Origin of the sequence: Devosia sp. XGJD_8 (genome assembly GCF_046614475.1) — a bacterium.
Classification (GTDB): Bacteria; Pseudomonadota; Alphaproteobacteria; order Rhizobiales; family Devosiaceae; genus Devosia.
Window position 1 is genome coordinate 154,736 of the sequence record NZ_JBKJHF010000003.1, and the last position, 18,311, is coordinate 173,046.

Genomic DNA, 18,311 nt, shown 5'->3' on the forward strand with positions numbered 1-18,311 from the left:
CGTTCCGACATTGCAATCGCCAGCTCCCTTCGCCCGCATCGGAACCCGTGGCAGCCCCCTGGCACTGGCGCAGGCGCGCCTGCTCCGCCGCCTGCTGGGCGCGGCCCATGGGGTGGCCGAGGATGACATTGCCATTGAGGTGATCTCCACCGGCGGCGACCGCAGCCAGGCCAGCAATGCCAGCCTCACCGAGATCGGCGGCAAGGGCCTGTTCACCAAGGAAATCGACGAGGCCATGCTGGCCGGTCGCATCGATATCGGCGTGCATTCCAGCAAGGACGTGGCGACGCGCCTGCCCGAGGGCATCATGCTGGCCGCCTTTCTCGAGCGCGAGGACGTGCGCGACGCCTTTATGTCCGTAAAGGTGCAGAGCCTCGACCACCTTGCCGAACGGGCAAGGTTCGGCACCTCCTCCATCCGCCGGGCCGCCCAGGTGCTGCGGGTCCGCCCTGATCTGGAAATCGTCCCCTTCCGCGGCAATGTCGGCACGCGGCTGCAAAAGCTGCTCGATGGGGTGGCCGACGCCACCATGCTGGCCATGGCCGGGCTCAACCGGCTGGGCGAGGGCCACCGCGCCACGGCCCTGCTCGATCCCGAAATCTTCATGCCGGCGCCCGCCCAGGGCGCCATCGGCCTTGCCGTGCGCAGCGATGATGCGCGCATGGCCGGTCTGGTCGAAGCGCTCGACCACGCCCCTACGCACACCACAATCACCGCCGAGCGCGCCATGCTGGCCGTGCTGGACGGCTCCTGCCGAACCCCTGTGGGCGCCCTGAGCCGGCTCGACAACGGCTCCCTGACCCTCAAGGGGCAGATTCTAAGCCTTGATGGCAAGACCGCCTTCGACAGTGCGGCCACAGGGACTGATCCCGAGTCACTTGGCCGCCAGGTCGGCGAGGACCTGATCGCCCAGGCCGGCACCGAATGGCTGGCGCAATGGGCGAGCCTCTGATGCGGATGCTGGTGACCCGACCCGAACCGGATGCGCAATCGACACTGGCGCGATTGGACGCGCTCGGCATCGACGCGATTGCCGCGCCGGTTATGGTTCGGCAGACACTGGAGGCCAGCCTGCCACCGCCCGAGGGCTTCACAGCCATGGTGCTGACCAGCGCCAATGCCGTCCGCGCGCTGGTCGATCGGGGCGTGGCCGGCGACTATCACCATCTGCCGGTCTTTGCCGTCGGCGACCGGACGGCACTGGAAGCGACGGAAGCCGGCTTTCTCCGGGTGAGCAGCGCGGCCGGAGCTTTCCAGGACCTGGTCAATGCCATGACCATTGCGCGCGTGCCCGGCCCGATCTTCTACCCCACCGGCAAGCATCAGAGCGCCGACCTCGCCAAGGCCCTGGCGCCCTCCGGCGTGATGGTAGCGACGGCCAAGGTCTATGAAATGGTGGCCGTCGACGCCCTGCCCGAGACGGTGCTGACCGGCCTAACCGACGGCAGTCTGGGCGCCGTGCTGGCCTATTCCCGCCGCACCGCCGAGATATTTGCCGCCCTGACGCAGTCGCTTCAAGCCCCGCAGCGCCGGCGCCTTGCCATGCTGTGCATGAGCGAAGCGGTGGCCGAGCCGCTGCTCGAAGCCCGCTTCAACCGCATCAGCCTGGCCGACCGGCCTGACGAAGACGCAATGATGGCGCTGGCTTTGGCTTTTGCGCGCGAGCAAACTGGGCCATGATCGGCTCCAACAAGAGGATACCCAGCGATGGCGGACACCCCGGGAAACGATCCTAAGCCGACAGGCGCCAAGCCGGCCGATGCCAAGCCCGAGGTGAAGTCCGGCGCGGTCAAGCCGCCTGTGCTGGACCTCAAGGCCCGCGAGAGCGGCGCCAGCACCGGTGCGGACAAGCCCGAAGCCAAGCCGGCCGACACGACCGCGACCGCCAAACCCAGGCCGGCCGACAAGCCGGTGACGACCACTGCGCCGCAGCGCGGGTTTCCGTTCGCCGCAACCCTGGCCGGCGGCGTGCTTGGCCTTGCGGCAGCCTATAGCCTGGCCTGGTTCGGCCTCTGGCCCACAGCGCCGGCAGTGGCGCCGCCGGCCGATCCGCGCCTGGCCAGCTTTGCCACCGCCATCCCCGAACTGGAAACGGTGACCCAGACCACCCAGGCGGAACTGGCCACCCTCAACCAGCGCATCGGCGCGCTGGAAACAGCCGAACCCGCCGCCGCAGCGACAACAGCCGAACCGGTCGACCTCAGCACGATCGAAGCCGACATCGCCGCGCTGACCCAGCGCATCGATTCGGTCTCGGCCCCCCCAGCGGATACTGGCGTCGATGCGCTGCGCACCGAGCTGGCGGCCCTCAATGCGCGCCTCGCCGAGCTGGCGGCACGCCTCGGCACCGCCGAGGCCGGATTGCGCGACCTCGACACCACCGTCACCGAGACGTCAGCCACCCTGGCCAGCCAGCCCAGTGATATCGGCGCGGTGCTGCAGCTGCCGCTGATCCTCTCCGGCTTCGAGACCGCCTTTGCGACCGGCCGGCCCTTCGAAACCGAGCTTTCCGCCCTGCGGGCCGCCGTGCCGGACGCCGCCATTCCCACCGCCATCGCCAACAATGCCGCAACCGGGCTGACCCGTCCCGACATCATCGCCAGCCGCTTTGCGGAGGTTCTGCCCGCCATGCTGGCCGGGCGCCCTGTCGATGCCACCGAACAATGGCAGGACGGCGCGCTTGACTGGTTCCGTTCGGCCATTGCCCTGCGTCCCACCGGCGAGATTGAGGGCGACAATCCCGAAGCGGTGATGTCGCGGCTCGAGGGCGCCATTGCCCGGCGCGATTTCACCACTGCGGAAACCCTCTTGGCCAGCCTGCCGGAGCCCATGCTTTCCGCGGCCGCAGACGTGCCCGCTTTGGTCGCCAGCCAGGCCGAAGCCGCCCGTTTCCTTGACACACTGCGCGCCAGCGCCCTATCCGGCGAGGCCATACAATGATCCGTCTTGCCTCCTGGATTGTCGGCAGTCTCGTCATCACCGCCCTCGTGGCCTGGATGATATCTCTGCCCGGCACGCTGACGCTGGAAGTGGCCGGCTATCGCATGCAGCCGCGGCTGGGTGCCGCGGTCTTCATGTTCATCCTGATCGCCATGGTCGTCATCGTCATCTGGACCGTGATCCGTCGTATCCTGTCGACGCCGGGCACCCTGGCCCGCCGCAGCCGTGAACGCCGGCGCGAGCAGGGCGTGGAAGCCCTTTCAGATGCGATCATCGCCTTGCAGGCTGGCGACCCGGCGCGCGCCCGCAGTCTCGCCCGCGACGCGCAGGCCCGCCTGCCGGCCAATGCCGCCGCGCGCCTGCTCGAAGCCCGCGCCGATCTGGCACTGGGGGACATGCCGGCGGCGCGCGAGCACTACCGCGCCCTCATCGCCAGTGAAAAGACCGCCGTGGCCGCCCTGACCGGACTTTACGACCAGGCACGCACCCAGAATCGTCCAGAGGCCGCGTTGACCTTCGCGCGCAAGGCGCTGGCGCTGGCGCCCGGCAATGGCTGGGCTGCGGATGCCGTCTTCGACGACCTGACCCGGCGCGGCCAATGGGCCGAGGCCGTAGCCATGGTCAATGTCGAACAGGCCACCAATCGCGAGGACCGCGCCCGCAAGCGGCGGCGCCAGGCGGTCATCGAGACCGCCCGCGCTCGAGAGGCCGAGACCAGTGATCCCCTGGCGGCGCTTGACCACGCCCTGACAGCGCTGAAGCTGCTGCCTGATTTCGTCCCGGCAGCGCTTATAGCGGCGCGCATCCACATCAATCGCGGCGAGACACGCAAGGCGATGAGCCTGCTGCGCCGCATCTGGCGCGCCACCGGGCATCCCGACGTGGCCGCGCTCTATGCGCATGCCCAGCCCGGTGCTTCGGCGGTGGAACGACTCAAGCGCCTTGGCGAAATCATCGAGACCCCGCCGCCGCATCGCGCGGCCGGCATGGCCCTGGCCCGTGCCGCCATCGATGCCTATGACTGGCCACTGGCGCGCCAGGCACTGGCGCCATTTGCCGGCTCGGACGCTACCCAGGGGGTCGCCAGCCTGATGGCGGAAATCGAGGAAGGCCAGAGTGGCGATCAGGGCAAGGCTCGCGAATGGCTGGCCCGCGCCGTGCGCGCCCCGCGCGATCCCGCCTGGACGGCCGATGGCCTGGTCAGCGACGAATGGGAGCCGATCTCCCCCGTCACCGGCAAGCTCGATGCGTTTGAGTGGAAGGTACCGGTAGCCATCACCGGCCGACCCCTGCCCAACCCGGCCCAGTCGCAATTGCCGGCCGAAGCGCCCTTGCCTCTTGCACCGGCCACGAACCCGACGTAAAAGGCGACCCGTTGCCGCTTTAGCTCAGTTGGTAGAGCACATCATTCGTAATGATGGGGTCAGGTGTTCGAGTCACCTAAGCGGCACCATTCTCCAATCACTAGACGCGCTCGGTTTCGGCCAGCACCCGTTGCTGATGCGCCTGGCGCGCTGTCGGCCCGATGGCGGGCACGCTTCGACCCGTCGCGCCGAACAGCACTTCGCGCTCCTGCTGCGTCGACATGAAGAACGGGAAGCGGTCCATGATGCGGTCATAGATGACCGGCACGCGGGCGCCATAGAGGCATACCGGAAACGTCAGTTCGCCCCAGTAGCCGATGCCGGCCATCTGCTCGAGGCCGAACACCCGCTTGTAGAACGGCCCGTGCTCGGGCCGGACCGAGGAGATGCAGTAGGTGGCGTTGAAGTGCTCGCAGGCCATGACCGCCATGCGCAGCGTGAGATAGGGCAAGGCTGGGAATTCGAGCGAAGCGTCGTGATCGGCGGTGAACCGGCTCGGGTCCACATAGCTGCCACCGCCATCGATGATGGCACCCAATACATCCGGCCAGATCTTGCGGCTGGGCGAGATCGGCTCGGCCGCGCTGACGACATGCAGGCGGATCGAACTCACCAGCCGGTCGTCGATATAGACGCCGAAGCAGTAGCAGTTCGGCGCATCGTCATAGGCGTCGCGAGTGATCTGCTGGGAATTGACGGGGATGAAGTTCTCGCGCCGATAGGCTTCGTAGCGGAGCCGGTAGACCGGGTCGAACTGCTCATCCACCGATACACGCCTATATTGCACACGATCGAGGAGGTCGATGAGAGTCAGGGCAAACCGCGAGGTGGCGCTGCCCCTGTCAATAACGGCACTCATGCAATTGCCCCTGAAATAGTCACGGGCACATTAATGTTTTGTTAGCCATAACGGGACCGCTAAATTCGAGCTGTGTCCCGCCCGGGAATCCTCCCACCGGCGAAAATTATTCAATTACAATGATGTAACGGGATTAACCATGCCGACGGTTTGTCGCGGCCTGATAGGTCTCGGCATTGAGACGGCTGATGAGCTCGCTGATATCGCGCTCGGGCAGCGGCCGGCTGAAGTAGTAGCCCTGTACCTGCTGGATCTGGGTATGCGCCAGCATGGTCTCGAGCTGCGCTTCGGTCTCCACCCCTTCGGCGATGACCGTGAGATCGAGATCGCGGCCCAGCCTGGCCACATTGGCCAGCAGTCGAAGCGAGCGCGGATTGCTGGCAATGTCGGCAACAAAGGACCGGTCGATCTTGAGCTTGGTGAAGGGCAGCGCGTTGAGATAGCTCAGCGAGGAATAGCCGGTGCCGAAATCATCGAGGGCAATGGCAATGCCTTTCCGGGCCAGGTCGGTCAGCACGCGCTGGGCGATTTCGCGCTCCTCGATGACGGCGGTCTCGGTAACCTCGATCTCGAGCCGCGACGGCGACAGGCCCGACATTGCCAGGGCCCGGTCGACCAATACGGCCAGATCGGCGGCACGGAAATCACGCGCCGAAATATTGACCGCCACGGCGACGTCGGCCGGCCAGCGGCTGCATTGCTGGGCGGCCCTCTGGATCACCCATTCGGTGATTTCGGAGATCAGGCCCATCTCCTCGGCAAGCGGAATGAAGGTGGATGGCGGGATACTGCCCAGTTCGGGGTGGTTCCAGCGCGCAAGCGCCTCACAGGTCACCACCTTGCGGGTGGCAATGTCGAGCAGGGGCTGGAAAGCCAGGGTCAGCTCACCCGCATGGACCGCATCACGCAGATCGTTCTTGAGGCGCTGGCGATAGTGATAGTCGATATCCATCTGGGCATGGAAGATCTGGCTGCGGGCCTTGCCGTCGCCCTTGGCTGAATAGAGCGCCAGATCGGCCTTGGTCATCAGATCATCCACCGGCTCGGACGCCACCGAACTGGTGGCGACGCCGACGCTGACCGAAACCGAAAGCGTGAGCCCGTCCAGTTTGAACGGATTGGTAAAGGCCGACAGGATGGCCGCCGCATCGGCCCGCGCCTGCTCGGCATCGCCCACCGTGCCGCGGTAGATGACGAATTCGTCGCCGCCCAGACGGGCCAGCACGGCTTCGGTCGGCAGGGTCCGGCGCAGGCGGCCTGCAACCTGCACCAGCAGGTCATCGCCCACGATATGGCCGAACGTGTCGTTGACATGCTTGAAGTCATCCACGTCGATGATCATCAGCGAGACCAGCCGCTCCCGCGCGCCGGGCAGGCGGCGGGACGCCATATCCTCACCGGCCAGCTCGCCGAAATAGGTTCGGTTTGGCAGATTGGTCAGCGTGTCGTGGCGCGCCATGAAATTGATGCGCTCTTCGGAGGCCACCCGTTCGCTGATGTCTTCAAACAGCAGCACACAGCGTTCGCGGCGCGAACTGACGGTGACTTCATAATAGCGATTGCCCGGCAGGCAGAGCAGGACCTTGCCGGCCCCGCGCGTGCTGATGAGATCGGCCAGCCGGTCGACCGTCGTGCGGGGCAAGGCCCTGGCATCGGCGAGATCGGCCAGCACCGAACCGAAGGGGCGCCCGACCAGTTCGGGCAGGCCGACCAGTGCAAACAGCCGCGTCGCCCGCTCATTGGCGACCGAAATGACGCCGCGCTCGTCGAGCATGCACAGGCCGTGCTCGAGAGTCGTCATGGCCATGTCGAGTTCCGCGGCCAACCGGGACGCTTCGACCCTGCCATGTACCGCACTGAGCAGAATGGAGCGGATATCGCCGGCCAGCTTGCGGAAGCTGGCCAGCATCACGATGAGCAGCGCCGCCAGAACGGAGTGATAGATATCGCCATTGAGGAAGAAGCCGATCGACATCGGCACGATCACGCCCAGCATCTGCAGGGCGACCAGCCGATCAAGGCCAAAATTGCGGGCACAGATGCCCACCATCACCGCGATCGACAGCGAGACGCTAGCCAGCTCGGCGAAGGGGTCGTTGACCAGCACCATGGCGAACAGGCACCAGAACCCATAGACCAGCGCCAGCGCGCTGCCCGATGCTACGGCACGATTTTCCCACTGCTCGGCCGCCGCGGCATCGTCATTGTCGATGGCCGCCTTCCAGAAGGCGCGCATGTTGAAATAGCGCAGCAGGCCGATGACCACGAAGGCGAAGGCAATGACATAGAGGGGCCCGGACTGGGCTTTGTAGGCGGAGAGCCCGGCCGTGAAGGCGCTGGCAAAGGCGCCAGCCAGCATCGCCCGCCGGTCGCCATAGACCGAGCGGATGATCGACACATAGTCGAGAGCCGGCGTTGTCTTCCGGGCTGAGGTAAACACCCAATTCCCCTTTTTTCGGGCCCATGAGAGCGCTTCAAGGCATTAAGAACGCCTTGCCATGCTCCTCCAACGCACCGGACTCAGGAGTTTTCCCAATGGCAAGGTGAATGCCAAATTAATGAAATTGCTGGCGTTTCATCCTGTCGGACGGAGACCGGCCTGTTCTGCCTTGAGTTCCATGATCGCGGCGGCCGGGGTCATCGTCGGATCATTCCAATAGTGATTGGCCACATCCCACACGGCCGTGACCCAGGCCTGAGACGCCGTCAGATGGGGTGTCGGCAGGGCGAAATCGGGCCGGTCCAGCGCAGCAAGCACCTTTTGCGAACAGCGGTCGATGGCGGTATGGGCATCGAGGCGAACCGGCGTTGAACCCTTGACGGCTGCAAAGCGGGTCTGGATGGCCAGATCGACCGTGGCGTCGGCAAAGGCCCGGCCCGCCGCCTCTTCCTCGGGAGTGCTGCCGGCCAGCACGCCCCAGCTGTCGACGGTAACCGGCAGGTGAGCCGCGCCGGGCACGAAGCGGCAGCCAAAATCGACGCCCTCGTTTTTGCCAGCGGCATGCCATTCACCCTTCATCCAGTCGCCTTGCAGTTGCAGCAGCGCCTGCCCGTTGATCACCATATTGGTGGCGACGTTCCAGTCGCGGCTCAGGGCCTGGGCATCGGCAAGCTGCTGGAAGCGCCGCAGCCAGACAAAGACATCGATCATGCTGTCATCATCGAGCACAGCAGGCTCCACGGTCTGTCCATACAATCCGGCATAGACCTCCGGAGCGCCCAGGCTGGCCACGAGGGCATGCGTCAGGTAGCCGACCTGCCAGCGCTGGGCGCCCAGCGCGATAGGCTGGAAGCCTGCGGCCCGCACGGCGCCGAAATCGGCCCACATATCCTCGAGCGAGGTCCAGCCTTCAGGGTCGATGCCGGCCGCTTCGGCCACTGCCCGGCTGTAGTAGATCATCGCATCGGCATGGATTGTGGCCGGCGTCTTGACGATGGCGCCGTCGATGGTGATCGCCTCGCGCACCACGGCCGGCAACTGCTCCAGGACGCCACTGGCGGTGAACTGCTCATCCAGATGCAGCACCTTTCCACCGGCCTCGAGCGCCCGGTAGATATCGGGCTGCGATTGCAGGAACACATTGGGTGTGGCCCCGGCCTCGATCAGTTCGAGCACGGTGATGTCGCCATCGGCATCATGCGGAATGGCCAGCGGCACCCAGTTGAGGCCACTGGCTTCCACCGACTCGCGCAAGACGTTGAGCGCTGCAAGTTCGGTTGGAGAATCCCAGTTGTGATAGACGACGATGTCGGCGGCGCTGGCCGCAGGAATGGCAAGGGTGAGGGCAAGGAGATGGTGGGCAAGTCGTCGGGTCCACACCACTCGCTCTCCTCCACCGCGGATCTGAAGGCAGGATCGCCTGTTGCCGGTCCGGCTCTGGGTCGAACGAAGGCTTGCAGCGCAAGCTTGCGACCAAACTGCTTGCCAGCACGTTAATGACCGCCCCGGAAGCGTCGCCAGGCGAGTTGTCGGGTTATGAATAGTCCGGTTGGAACAGGTGACAGCATGGTCGAAAAGCTCAGCGGCAAGGAACGGGAGACGGGCCTGGCCAGCCTTAATGGCTGGATCTATCACGAGGCGGATGATGCCATTGAGCATGTCTTCAAGTTCAAGGACTTCTCCGAGGCCTTCGCCTTCATGAGCCGGGTAGCGCTGGCGGCCGAGAAGGCCGGCCACCATCCCGACTGGTCCAACAGCTACAATAGCGTCACCATTCGCCTGTCGACGCATGATGCTGGCGGTCTTAGCGCCAAGGATATTGCCTTGGCCCAGGCGATCGACAGGATCATCGCCTGACCAGCCACTCAATGGAAATTGCGGCCACCCGGCAGCGCCGCATAGGCTTGCCGCCGGGCCCGCTCCACTTCGAGCAGTGCAGGCCTGTCGCGCCCGGGCTGTGGGCCGGAACGGCCTTCGTCGCCCCGCGCCAGGACGCGGTCACCAATATCAAGACCATGCGCCAGATCGAGCAGGTGGCTGGTCATGTCGGTCAACTGCTCGGCAATGATGTGAACGACCAGCCCTTCGCGCTGCAGCTGCCCGCGCACCGCCAGCATGCGCGCGCCCAGCACCGTCTTGCGATTGGCCTCGAACACTTTGGGCCAGATGACGATATTGGCAATGCCGGTCTCGTCCTCGAGCGTGGCAAAGATCACCCCGCTCGCCGTGCCGGGGCGCTGGCGCACCAGAACCAGGCCGGCCACCTCGATGCGGCTGCCCGGCCTGACCTGCATGAGCTGGTCCGACGGGGTGATGCGGCGCGCATCGAGCAGCGGCCGGATGAACTGCAAGGGATGCCCCTTGAGCGAAAAGGACAGCGTCGAATAGTCGTGGATCACTTCCTCCCCCGGCAGCATGCGGGGCAGGCCGGCTTCGGCGTCGCGGGCCGTTTCGACCGCGCCGGACGCCTGGAACAGCGGCAGCGTATCGGCCCCATGCGTGCCGATCAGCCCCTTGACCGCCCACAGCGCCTCGCGCCGCGACAGGCCCAGTGAGGCAAAGGCATCGGCGCGGGCAAGCTTTTCCAGCGTCGCTATCGGCACGCCGGTTCGCAGCCACAGGTCGCGCACCGAGTCGTAACCGGCGCCGCGCCGCGCCACGATGATGTTGATGTCGGCTTCCGGCAGGCCGACGGCCTGGGAAAAGCCCAGCCGGATCGCCTTGTTGGAATGGATGTCGGCGGCCATTTCGGCATGCTGGGGCCACAGATGGTCGCGCGTCCAGCGAATGGCGCCATCGGGATAGCAGCTGTCTTCCAGCACGCATTTGAGATCGGACAGGTTCACGTCCACGGCCAGCACCTCGACGCCATGCTCGATGGCATCGCGGATGATCTGGCTGGGCGCATAAAAGCCCATGGGCTGAGAATTGAGCAGGGCGCAGGCAAAGACATCCGGGTAATGGCATTTGAGCCAGCACGAGGCATAGACCAGCAGGGCAAACGAGGCCGCATGGCTTTCGGGAAAGCCATATTCGGCAAAGCCCTGGATCTGCGCGAAGCTGGCCTTGGCGAAATCGAGATCATAGCCATTGGCCACCATGCCCGCGATGAACTCGTCGCCGAACTGGGCGATCTTTCCCGTCCGGCGCCAGGCAGCCATGGCGCGGCGCAGCTGGTCTGCCTTGCCGGCCGAAAAGCCGGCGCCGACAATGGCGATCTGCATCGCCTGCTCCTGGAACAGGGGAATGCCGAGGGTGCGGTGCAGGACGGCCTTGAGCGCTTCGCTGGGATACTTGACCTCTTCCAGGCCCTGCCGGCGCTTGAGATAGGGATGGACCATGCCCCCCTGGATCGGGCCGGGCCGGACAATGGCCACCTCGATGACGAGGTCGTAGAAGGCCTGCGGCTTGAGCCGGGGCAGCATGGACATCTGCGCCCGGCTTTCGATCTGGAACACCCCGATCGTGTCGGCGCGATGGGTCATGGCGTAGACCCGCTCCCTGGCAAATGGCCCCTTGCCATTCTCCTCGGCCAGCAATTCGGTCAGCGCGGGCTTTTTGCCGTAATGCACCTGCATCAGCTCGAAGCCGCGCCGCAGGCAGCTGAGCATGCCCAGCGCCAGCACGTCGACCTTGAGGATGGCCAGGGCATCGATATCGTCCTTGTTCCACTCGATGATCTGCCGGCTTTCCATCGCCGTCTTGCCGATGGGCACGAGGCTTTCCAATGAATCGCGGGTGATGACGAAGCCGCCGACATGCTGGGACAGGTGGCGTGGAAAGCCGCGCAGGACTTTGACCACTTCGAACATCTGCGCCAGCGTCGGATCATCGGGGCTGAGGCCGATCGACGTCAGTTCGGCCAGGCCCAGCTTGGACCCCCAGCCCCAATGCAGCTGGTTGAGCGCGGCCACGATATCGTCCGAGACCCCGAACACCTTGGCGGTCTCCCGAATGGCGCTCTTGGAGCGATAGGAAATGACATTGGCCGTCAGCCCGGTGCGCTTGCCGCCATACTTCTGGTAGACATATTGCATCACCTCCTCGCGCCGCTCATGCTCGAAATCGACGTCGATATCGGGCGGTTCGTCGCGCTCGGTCGAGATGAAGCGGCCAAACACCAGATTGGCGTTTTCCGGATCCACCTCGGTAATCTCGAGGCAGAAGCAGACCGTGGAATTGGCGGCCGAGCCGCGCCCCTGGCACATGATCCTGCGCTCGTTGCGCGCAAACATCACGATGTCATGCACGGTCAGGAAATAGGCAGCATAGCCCTTGTAGCCGATGAGGCAGAGCTCGGACCACAGGCTGCGCTTGAGCTTGTCCGAAAGCCCATCCGGATAACGCTTGGCCGCCCCGGCCCAGGTCAGGCGCTCCAGGGTCTGCTGCGCCGTTTCGCCCGTGCCGACGGTTTCCTCCGGATAGTTGTATTTGAGCTGATCGAGCGAGAAGCCGATGCGGTCGATGAACCGCGCGGTTTCGGTAATGGCATCAGGATGCTCGCGAAACAGCCGGGCCATTTCGCCGGCGGGCTTGAGATGGCGCTCGGCATTGGCGGCAAGCCGGAAGCCGGCACTGTCCAGCGTCAGGTGCTCGCGGATGCAGGTCACCACATCCTGCACCATGCGGCGGTTGGGCTCGTGATAGAGCACGTCATTGCTGGCAATCATGGCCGCCCGGTGCCGCTTGGCCATCTCGTCGATCCGGTTGAGGCGGGCGCGATCCTGCCCGTCAAAGCGCAGCGAACCGGCGATCCAGACCTGGCCGGGCGCCCGGCTGGACAGGCTGTCGAGCGTCTTCTCGGTCATCCCCCAGTCGGCCTCATCCGGCACGAGGATGAAGAGCTGCCCCTGGGCATAGTTTTCCGGCGGCCCCTGTTCGAATTCCGCCGGATCGCCCGAGCCGAACAGGTCGCCGAAATGCAGCACCGGCTTGCCCTTCTCGCCGCGCTGGTTGGCCACGGTCAATAGCTTGCAGAGCCGGCCATAGGCGAGCCGGTCGGTGGGATAGGCGATGATGTCGGGCGTTCCATCGGCAAAGCAGAGGCGCACGCCCACCAGATAGCGGAAGTCGGCAAAGCGCGTCATGTCCCGGTCGCGCGCGGTGACATAGCCCCGCACCACTCCGGCAAAGCTGTTGCGATCGGTCACCCCGAGGGCCGTCAGCCCCAGATACATGGCGGCCGTCACCAGCTCTTCGGGCGAGGAGCCGCTATGCAGGAAGGAGAAGTTGGTGGTCGATATCAGCTCGCCAAAGGCCGGCGCCGGCGGGCGCGGGCGGACCCGCTCCTGGGGCTGGAGCCGGACAATCTCGCTCATGCGAAAAACCCGTGCAGATACCAGCGCGTCTCGCCATAGAGACCCTCCCGGTAAATCCAGAAGCGGCGGCCTTCGGCATCCTCGGCATTGTAGTAATCCCGCGTCATGCCATCGGGATCGAGCAGCACCAGATCGGGAATATAGGGCGGCTGTTCCGGCTTTTCGCCCGGCTCGGGCGGCTTGGGCACATGCGGCGGCACCAGTTGCAGCCGCTGCCCGCTGCGCCACCATTCCGCACCCAGCCGTTCCGGTCCCGACGCCTTGACCAGCCGATAGCCGACCCGCCGCCAGATCATGGAAGCCGGCAACCCGTCGGGCACTTCGGCATTGATGGCGACCAGCTCAGGCCGCGGCAGGAGGCGCAGCGGCCGCACCAGGTCCAGCGGCGGGCGCACCGATGCAGTCGGGGCATGCGCGAGGGCCGGCACCAGCCGCGCCGCCCGCTCGGGAACGTGGCTCTGGACGAACTGGGTGCGCAGCACGGCCAGCGTGCCCAGCCGGCTGCTGATCCGGTCATGCAGCTGGTCAAGATCCTCGGTGCCGTCCTGGTTGGCAAAGGCGCCCAGCTGCACCGCATCGAGCTCGCCCATCGAACTCACCGCCAGCCGGATCATGTCGATGCCAAAGCCCGCATCATATTCGCCTTCGAGACGCTCCGAGCGGTTGGAGAAGAGCTTGGTGATGTGCTCGGGATCGCGCGTCAGGCGGGCCGAATTGACCGAAAGCGACATCACCTTGTGATCGACGCGATAGAGAAACAGGTGAAACGCCTGTCCGCCCAGGCCTTCCGCCTCGAGCCGTATGGCAAGCTGGATGGCCAGGTCATGCGCCGTCATCAGCACATCATCCATCAACCCGATCGGATCGACAAAACGTCGTTCCGCATAGCGTTCGGCAATAGGCAGGCGCGGCGTCATGCGTTCTTCCAGCAGACCCAAGGCCTGGTCCAGCCGCTCCAGCAGCGACAGGCCGAAGCGGGCCTGCAGCGGCTTGCGCTCGCGTGGCCGCAGCTGGCCGATGGTCTTGAGCCCCATCTGGTTCAGCCCCGCGATCTGGGTTTCGCTCAGCCGCAGGGCATTGACGGGCAAGGCATCGAGGATGGTCCCGAGATCGGCCGGTTCCACAACCTGGCTGCGCGCGAAATGGCTGACCGCCCAGGCCGCCCCGATCGTCGGCGCAATGGCGCCGGCAACCGTGTAGCCAATATCGCGCAACCGCGTCAGCAGCAGGCGCAGCATGGCCCTCTCGCCGCCAAACAGATGCGCCACCCCGGTAATGTCGAGCACCAGGTCACCAAAGGCACTGGCATGGCTCATGACGGCGACCAGCGGGCTGGCATTGGAGTGCCAGTCGGCAAAATCGGCAAAGACCGCCTCCAGCAGCGGCCGGTCGATCTCGCGCACCACCAGGTCGGGCACCATGGCCCGCGCATCGGCCAGGTTCTGTCCGACGCTGAGCCCGGCCTGGCGCGCTTCGGCATCCACCGCCGCCAGCCGCAACCCGCCCTTGATGCGCTCATAGAGGACCAGCGGACCCTTGAGCTGGCGATCAAGCCGTTTCAGGCAATCGGTCGGCCAGGTGGGCAGGAACAGCACTAGGTAGCGCCGGCTGGGCAGCAATCCGGTTTGCATGGCGGCGTGCAGCATCGCGTGTTGTGAATCCATCTTTGGTCCAGCCCAGAAGCCATTCGGTTTGCTGTTTGCGCAGAACGCCCTTCTCCAGCTGCGCCCGCCAGCGCGGCGCTCCCGGGGCGAGCGGATCAAAGCGCTTGCGGGCGCTCGATGTCGGCACGAGGCGCCAGCGCAGATGGGCGGCGCTGGCTTCGCGCAAGAGGCCATAGCGCAGCAGGAAGATCGAGCAGCCCCGACTGGCAGCCCGCATGCTCAGGCGCCGGCTGACCGTGAAATCGAGGATTTTCGCATGCCCGGCTATGTCGGCCACCACGGCGGCGACGGCCTTGCAGGCCAGGGCTTCTTCGGCCGCCCAGAGCAGCTCCATCATATTGGCGGCACGCACCAGCACCAGCGCATCGGGATCAAAGCCGAAGCTGAGCACGCCCGGCCCGTAGGGCAGTCCCATTTCCTGGGCATCCTTGACCAGCTGCAGGTAGATGACAGCCGGCCGCTGCCGGCTCAGCAGGCTCCTGGCCTGGGCCAGGGCAAAACCCAGCACCGCCCCGGCATGGCGCCGCTCGTCGGTAAACACCTCCTGCAGCAGCCCGCCTGCCGGCAGCGGAAAGCCGGCCACATCCTCCCGCACCAGCGCCCGCGCTTCGGCCAGCGCCGGCTTGCGCTCGATATCGGCAATACGGTCCCGCAGCGCGGCGATGCGCTGCTGGCGATCGGGCGATGGCATCGCGCCAACCTTCCTGATGTGAACAAAACAGGAACATTTAGACTCCGAATCTGCGCAGAGTCGAGTCCTTTTCACGCCGCATGGTGTGGCGCTTCCGCATCAAGCCCGGTCAAGACCGCGTGACCTGGCCTGCAGCCCATTGAGGAAATCGCCCGGACTGCTAACTCTGCTCAGGCCCGCCCTCCCCGGTGCGCAAACCCATTTCGTCGCTCCCGCCACTCCCCGAAGGAGGCTTGCGCCATGTTCGAGGCCATTACCCGATTGTTCAACCGGCCCGATGCCGGCCAGGACAATCACGACCCCCAACTGGCCGTCGCCGCCCTGCTGGTACATCTGGCCGCCGTGGACGGGCAGATGAAGGACGAGGAGCGCAAGGCCATCAAGGGCGCGTTGCAGGACCACTATGACCTCGACGAGGTGAGCGTGGAAAAGCTGGTCCGCGAGGCCGCCTTGCGCGATGCCGAGGCCGTGGATTTCTACCGCTTCACCCAGGGCATTACCCAGCTGCCCATGGATGACCGTGTCGAGATCGTGCGGATGATGTGGATGGTGGTCTTCTCCGACAAGAAGAACCACGAGCTGGAGGACAACATGGTCTGGCGTATCGCCGAACTGATTGGTGTCTCCGGCCGCGACCGCACCATCCTGCGCAACCAGATCGGCAAGGCCGGGAAGGCCTGACGCCTACCAGGCGGCAAATTCGCCGATGACCTCGACCTCGTCGCTGGCGCAGTCGAAATCGCCCGACCGGTCGGCTGCTTCGCGGGCCAGCACATTGGCATCTGCATTGGCCAGCGCATCGATATAGGCGATGTGGCAGCTATTGCCCTCGACCAGCTGCGTCACCACCAGAACCTGACCCTTGTCCTCGCCGGTTTCCGGATCGGCCGTGTGGTAGCGCACGATGGTGGCAATCGGCATCCAGCGGCCCAGCGCATTCGACAAGCGCCATTCCAGCTTGGGCCCCAGCGTGTTGAACGGCGGCAGCGTCTGGCCATCGGCCATCCTGGCGCCGAAGCCATAGATCAGAGAGAAGCGCAGGTCGCCCTCGGTCACCATCAGCGGATAGCCCTTGTAGCCCGGGCAGGACCAGCTGACGCCGAAATCATCGGCATCGAGCACCAGGCACTCGTCGAGATCGATATCGGTATAGGCGCTGTTGAACGCGGCCTGGGCCGGCATGGCCAGCAGCAGCGTCGCGAGCAGGCCGATAAACATCGATTTCATGGTCATTCCTTCCGGGGTCCCGTGCCGAGCATGGCGGGCATCAGCCAAACTGGCTTGCCTTTGCGGCCTGTTGTGGGCACAACGCTGCCACTTTGTCGCCTCCACGATGAACGAGACATGAAGCCATGAATATCGACGCCATCCCGACCGGGAAAAATCCGCCCGACGACCTCAATGTCATCATCGAAGTCCCGATGGGTGGCGAGCCGATCAAGTACGAAATCGACAAGGCCAGTGGCGCGCTGTTCGTCGACCGCTTCCTCTATACGCCGATGCGCTATCCCGGCAATTACGGCTTCGTGCCCCATACCTTGTGCGGCGATGGCGACCCGCTCGACGTCATCGTGATGAATTCCCGCCCCCTGGTCCCCGGCGCCGTGGTGCGCTGCCGCCCGATCGGCGTGCTGTTCATGGAAGACGATGGCGGCCAGGACGAAAAGATCCTCGCCGTGCCGGTCTCCAAGCTCACCCGCATGTATGACGCCATCAAGGATATCGGCGACATGCAGGAAATCCAGGTCGAGCGGGTCAAGCACTTCTTCACCCACTACAAGGATCTCGAGCCCGGCAAATGGGCCAAGATCTCCCATGTCGGGGGCTATGACGACGCCAAGAAGGTGATCCTCGACTCCATCGAAATGGCCAACAAGGCCAAGTAGGCGATGAGCGGGCGCATCGTCATTCTCAACGGTGCGCCGCGCGCGGGCAAATCCTCCATCGCCAGGGCCGTGCAGGACAGCCTGCCCGGCCATTGGATCAATCTGGGCGTCGATGCCCAGAACGCCATGGTGCCAGAGGCGCTGCTGCCGGGGATAGGTTTGCGGCCGGGCGGTGAACGGCCCGACCTCGAACCCTTCGTGCCGGGCCTCTATTTTGCCCTCTATGACGCCATCGCCGCCCATGCACTTCAGGGCTTTGATATCGTGGCCGATCTGGGCCATCACGACCACTATTCCCGACCCCTCGGCATCCTGCCGGCCTGTGCCCGCCGGATGGCCGGGCTCGCCGTGCTGTTCGTCGGCATACGCTGCCCGATCGAGACCATCATGGCCCGCCGCAATGCCGACCCACAGTTCTATGTCGCCGGCCCCGGCGTGCCCGATCCGGTGCGGCGCTGGCAGGAGGCGGTGCATGTGCCGGGCCTTTATGACCTCGACCTCGATACCGGCGCCCTGAGCCCAGAGGCTTGCGCCAGCGCCATCGGCACGGCACTGGCCCAGCCGCCCGAGCCGAGTGCCTTTGAACGCCTCGCCCGGCTCTAGCGTCCCACGCCCATGCGGGCCAGCAGCCGGTCGCGCCGGATGAACTGGTGCCAGAGCGCGGCCCCGATATGGCCGATGAGCAGGGCAATCAGCAGGCGCGCCAGCAGGCCATGCACGCCCATCGGCGCGACCTGGCTGAAATCGGGCAGCGGCAGGGGCGCGGCACCCAGCAGCTGCAGATTGGCCCCGCTGAGAAGGATGGTGGCCGAACCGCTGGCCACCATGACCAGGATGGCCACGTAGAGCCCGTAATGCACGACGCGGGAGGCAATCGCCTGGCCGCGCGACATGCCGGCCGGATCGGCCGGGCGACGGTCGAAGAACAGCCACCAGACGATGCGCAGCACGGTCAGCAGGCCAACGACCGCCCCCGTGACGGCGTGACCGCGCAGCAGCGTCAGTTCGAGCGCCGCATCGGTTGCGTTTTCCGCCGCCAGCCCGCTGGCCAGCATGCCGAAAATGGCAATGGCGGTGACCCAGTGAAGGACGATGGCCACGCTGCCATATCGGGTTGAACTGCTCTTGAGCGACATGGCTGGCTCCTTG

At 65.5% G+C, this 18,311-nt stretch carries 16 protein-coding genes and 1 tRNA gene; 9 read left to right on the forward strand and 8 right to left on the reverse strand.

Features of this window, described 5'->3' with window-relative positions; genetic code table 11:
* Nucleotides 1–10: 10 nt before the first annotated feature.
* From hemC to ACLI1C_RS19500, 5 genes are all read left to right on the forward strand, one after another.
* A complete protein-coding gene (gene hemC, locus ACLI1C_RS19480) occupies nucleotides 11–952 on the forward strand; it encodes a hydroxymethylbilane synthase (protein WP_411399228.1) in 942 nt (313 codons plus the stop codon).
* Nucleotides 937–1,680, forward strand: coding sequence for a uroporphyrinogen-III synthase (locus tag ACLI1C_RS19485; protein WP_411399229.1), 744 nt, complete (start codon nucleotides 937–939; stop codon nucleotides 1,678–1,680). The genes hemC and ACLI1C_RS19485 overlap by 16 nt, the downstream gene beginning before the upstream one ends.
* Nucleotides 1,681–1,707: 27 nt before the next feature.
* Nucleotides 1,708–2,940, forward strand: a complete 1,233-nt coding sequence (locus ACLI1C_RS19490; RefSeq protein WP_411399230.1) for a COG4223 family protein — start codon at nucleotides 1,708–1,710, stop codon at nucleotides 2,938–2,940.
* Nucleotides 2,937–4,304: a heme biosynthesis protein HemY gene (locus ACLI1C_RS19495; protein WP_411399231.1), complete on the forward strand. Its 1,368-nt coding sequence runs from the start codon at nucleotides 2,937–2,939 to the stop codon at nucleotides 4,302–4,304. The genes ACLI1C_RS19490 and ACLI1C_RS19495 overlap by 4 nt, the downstream gene beginning before the upstream one ends.
* A gap of 13 nt (nucleotides 4,305–4,317) precedes the next feature.
* Nucleotides 4,318–4,393 (forward strand) — tRNA-Thr (locus ACLI1C_RS19500).
* Nucleotides 4,394–4,404: 11 nt separating this feature from the next.
* Here ACLI1C_RS19500 and ACLI1C_RS19505 read toward each other — a convergent pair.
* The 3 genes from ACLI1C_RS19505 to ACLI1C_RS19515 form a co-directional block, all read right to left on the reverse strand.
* Nucleotides 4,405–5,163 carry an N-acyl amino acid synthase FeeM domain-containing protein gene (locus tag ACLI1C_RS19505; protein WP_411399232.1) on the reverse strand — a complete coding sequence of 253 codons (759 nt, stop codon included), beginning with the start codon at nucleotides 5,161–5,163 and terminating at the stop codon, nucleotides 4,405–4,407.
* A 133-nt stretch (nucleotides 5,164–5,296) separates the two neighbouring features.
* Nucleotides 5,297–7,603, reverse strand: a complete 2,307-nt coding sequence (locus tag ACLI1C_RS19510; protein WP_411399233.1) for a putative bifunctional diguanylate cyclase/phosphodiesterase — start codon at nucleotides 7,601–7,603, stop codon at nucleotides 5,297–5,299.
* Between the two features lie 135 nt (nucleotides 7,604–7,738).
* Entirely contained in the window at nucleotides 7,739–8,983 is a 1,245-nt protein-coding gene (locus ACLI1C_RS19515) for an ABC transporter substrate-binding protein (protein ID WP_411399234.1), read from the reverse strand.
* Nucleotides 8,984–9,169: 186 nt separating this feature from the next.
* Between ACLI1C_RS19515 and ACLI1C_RS19520 the strand changes: the two genes are divergently transcribed.
* Nucleotides 9,170–9,460 (forward strand): 4a-hydroxytetrahydrobiopterin dehydratase, encoded by a 291-nt coding sequence (locus ACLI1C_RS19520; protein ID WP_411399235.1) that lies wholly within the window; start codon nucleotides 9,170–9,172, stop codon nucleotides 9,458–9,460.
* An 8-nt stretch (nucleotides 9,461–9,468) separates the two neighbouring features.
* Here ACLI1C_RS19520 and ACLI1C_RS19525 read toward each other — a convergent pair whose 3' ends face one another.
* The 3 genes from ACLI1C_RS19525 to ACLI1C_RS19535 are packed head-to-tail and all read right to left on the reverse strand — an operon-like array spanning nucleotide 9,469 to nucleotide 15,276.
* Nucleotides 9,469–12,921: an error-prone DNA polymerase gene (locus ACLI1C_RS19525; RefSeq protein ID WP_411399236.1), complete on the reverse strand. Its 3,453-nt coding sequence runs from the start codon at nucleotides 12,919–12,921 to the stop codon at nucleotides 9,469–9,471.
* Nucleotides 12,918–14,585 (reverse strand): Y-family DNA polymerase, encoded by a 1,668-nt coding sequence (locus tag ACLI1C_RS19530; protein ID WP_411399237.1) that lies wholly within the window; start codon nucleotides 14,583–14,585, stop codon nucleotides 12,918–12,920. Before ACLI1C_RS19530 ends, ACLI1C_RS19525 begins: the two co-directional genes overlap by 4 nt.
* On the reverse strand, nucleotides 14,470–15,276 hold the full coding sequence (locus tag ACLI1C_RS19535) for a hypothetical protein (protein ID WP_411399238.1): 807 nt from the start codon (nucleotides 15,274–15,276) through the stop codon (nucleotides 14,470–14,472). Before ACLI1C_RS19535 ends, ACLI1C_RS19530 begins: the two co-directional genes overlap by 116 nt.
* A gap of 240 nt (nucleotides 15,277–15,516) precedes the next feature.
* On the opposite strand from ACLI1C_RS19535, the gene ACLI1C_RS19540 reads away from it, so the two are divergent.
* Nucleotides 15,517–15,957 carry a TerB family tellurite resistance protein gene (locus ACLI1C_RS19540; protein ID WP_411399239.1) on the forward strand — a complete coding sequence of 147 codons (441 nt, stop codon included), beginning with the start codon at nucleotides 15,517–15,519 and terminating at the stop codon, nucleotides 15,955–15,957.
* A gap of 3 nt (nucleotides 15,958–15,960) precedes the next feature.
* On the opposite strand, the gene ACLI1C_RS19545 is transcribed toward ACLI1C_RS19540, so the two are convergent.
* A complete protein-coding gene (locus ACLI1C_RS19545; RefSeq protein ID WP_411399240.1) occupies nucleotides 15,961–16,503 on the reverse strand; it encodes a hypothetical protein in 543 nt (180 codons plus the stop codon).
* A gap of 125 nt (nucleotides 16,504–16,628) precedes the next feature.
* On the opposite strand from ACLI1C_RS19545, the gene ppa reads away from it, so the two are divergent.
* On the forward strand, nucleotides 16,629–17,162 hold the full coding sequence (ppa, locus tag ACLI1C_RS19550) for an inorganic diphosphatase (protein WP_411399241.1): 534 nt from the start codon (nucleotides 16,629–16,631) through the stop codon (nucleotides 17,160–17,162).
* 3 nt (nucleotides 17,163–17,165) lie between these two features.
* Complete coding sequence (locus ACLI1C_RS19555) at nucleotides 17,166–17,765, forward strand: chloramphenicol phosphotransferase CPT family protein (protein ID WP_411399242.1); 600 nt, start codon at nucleotides 17,166–17,168, stop codon at nucleotides 17,763–17,765.
* Here ACLI1C_RS19555 and ACLI1C_RS19560 read toward each other — a convergent pair.
* Nucleotides 17,762–18,298: a cytochrome b gene (locus ACLI1C_RS19560; RefSeq protein WP_411399243.1), complete on the reverse strand. Its 537-nt coding sequence runs from the start codon at nucleotides 18,296–18,298 to the stop codon at nucleotides 17,762–17,764. The genes ACLI1C_RS19555 and ACLI1C_RS19560 overlap by 4 nt on opposite strands.
* Between the last annotated feature and the right edge of the window lie 13 nt (nucleotides 18,299–18,311).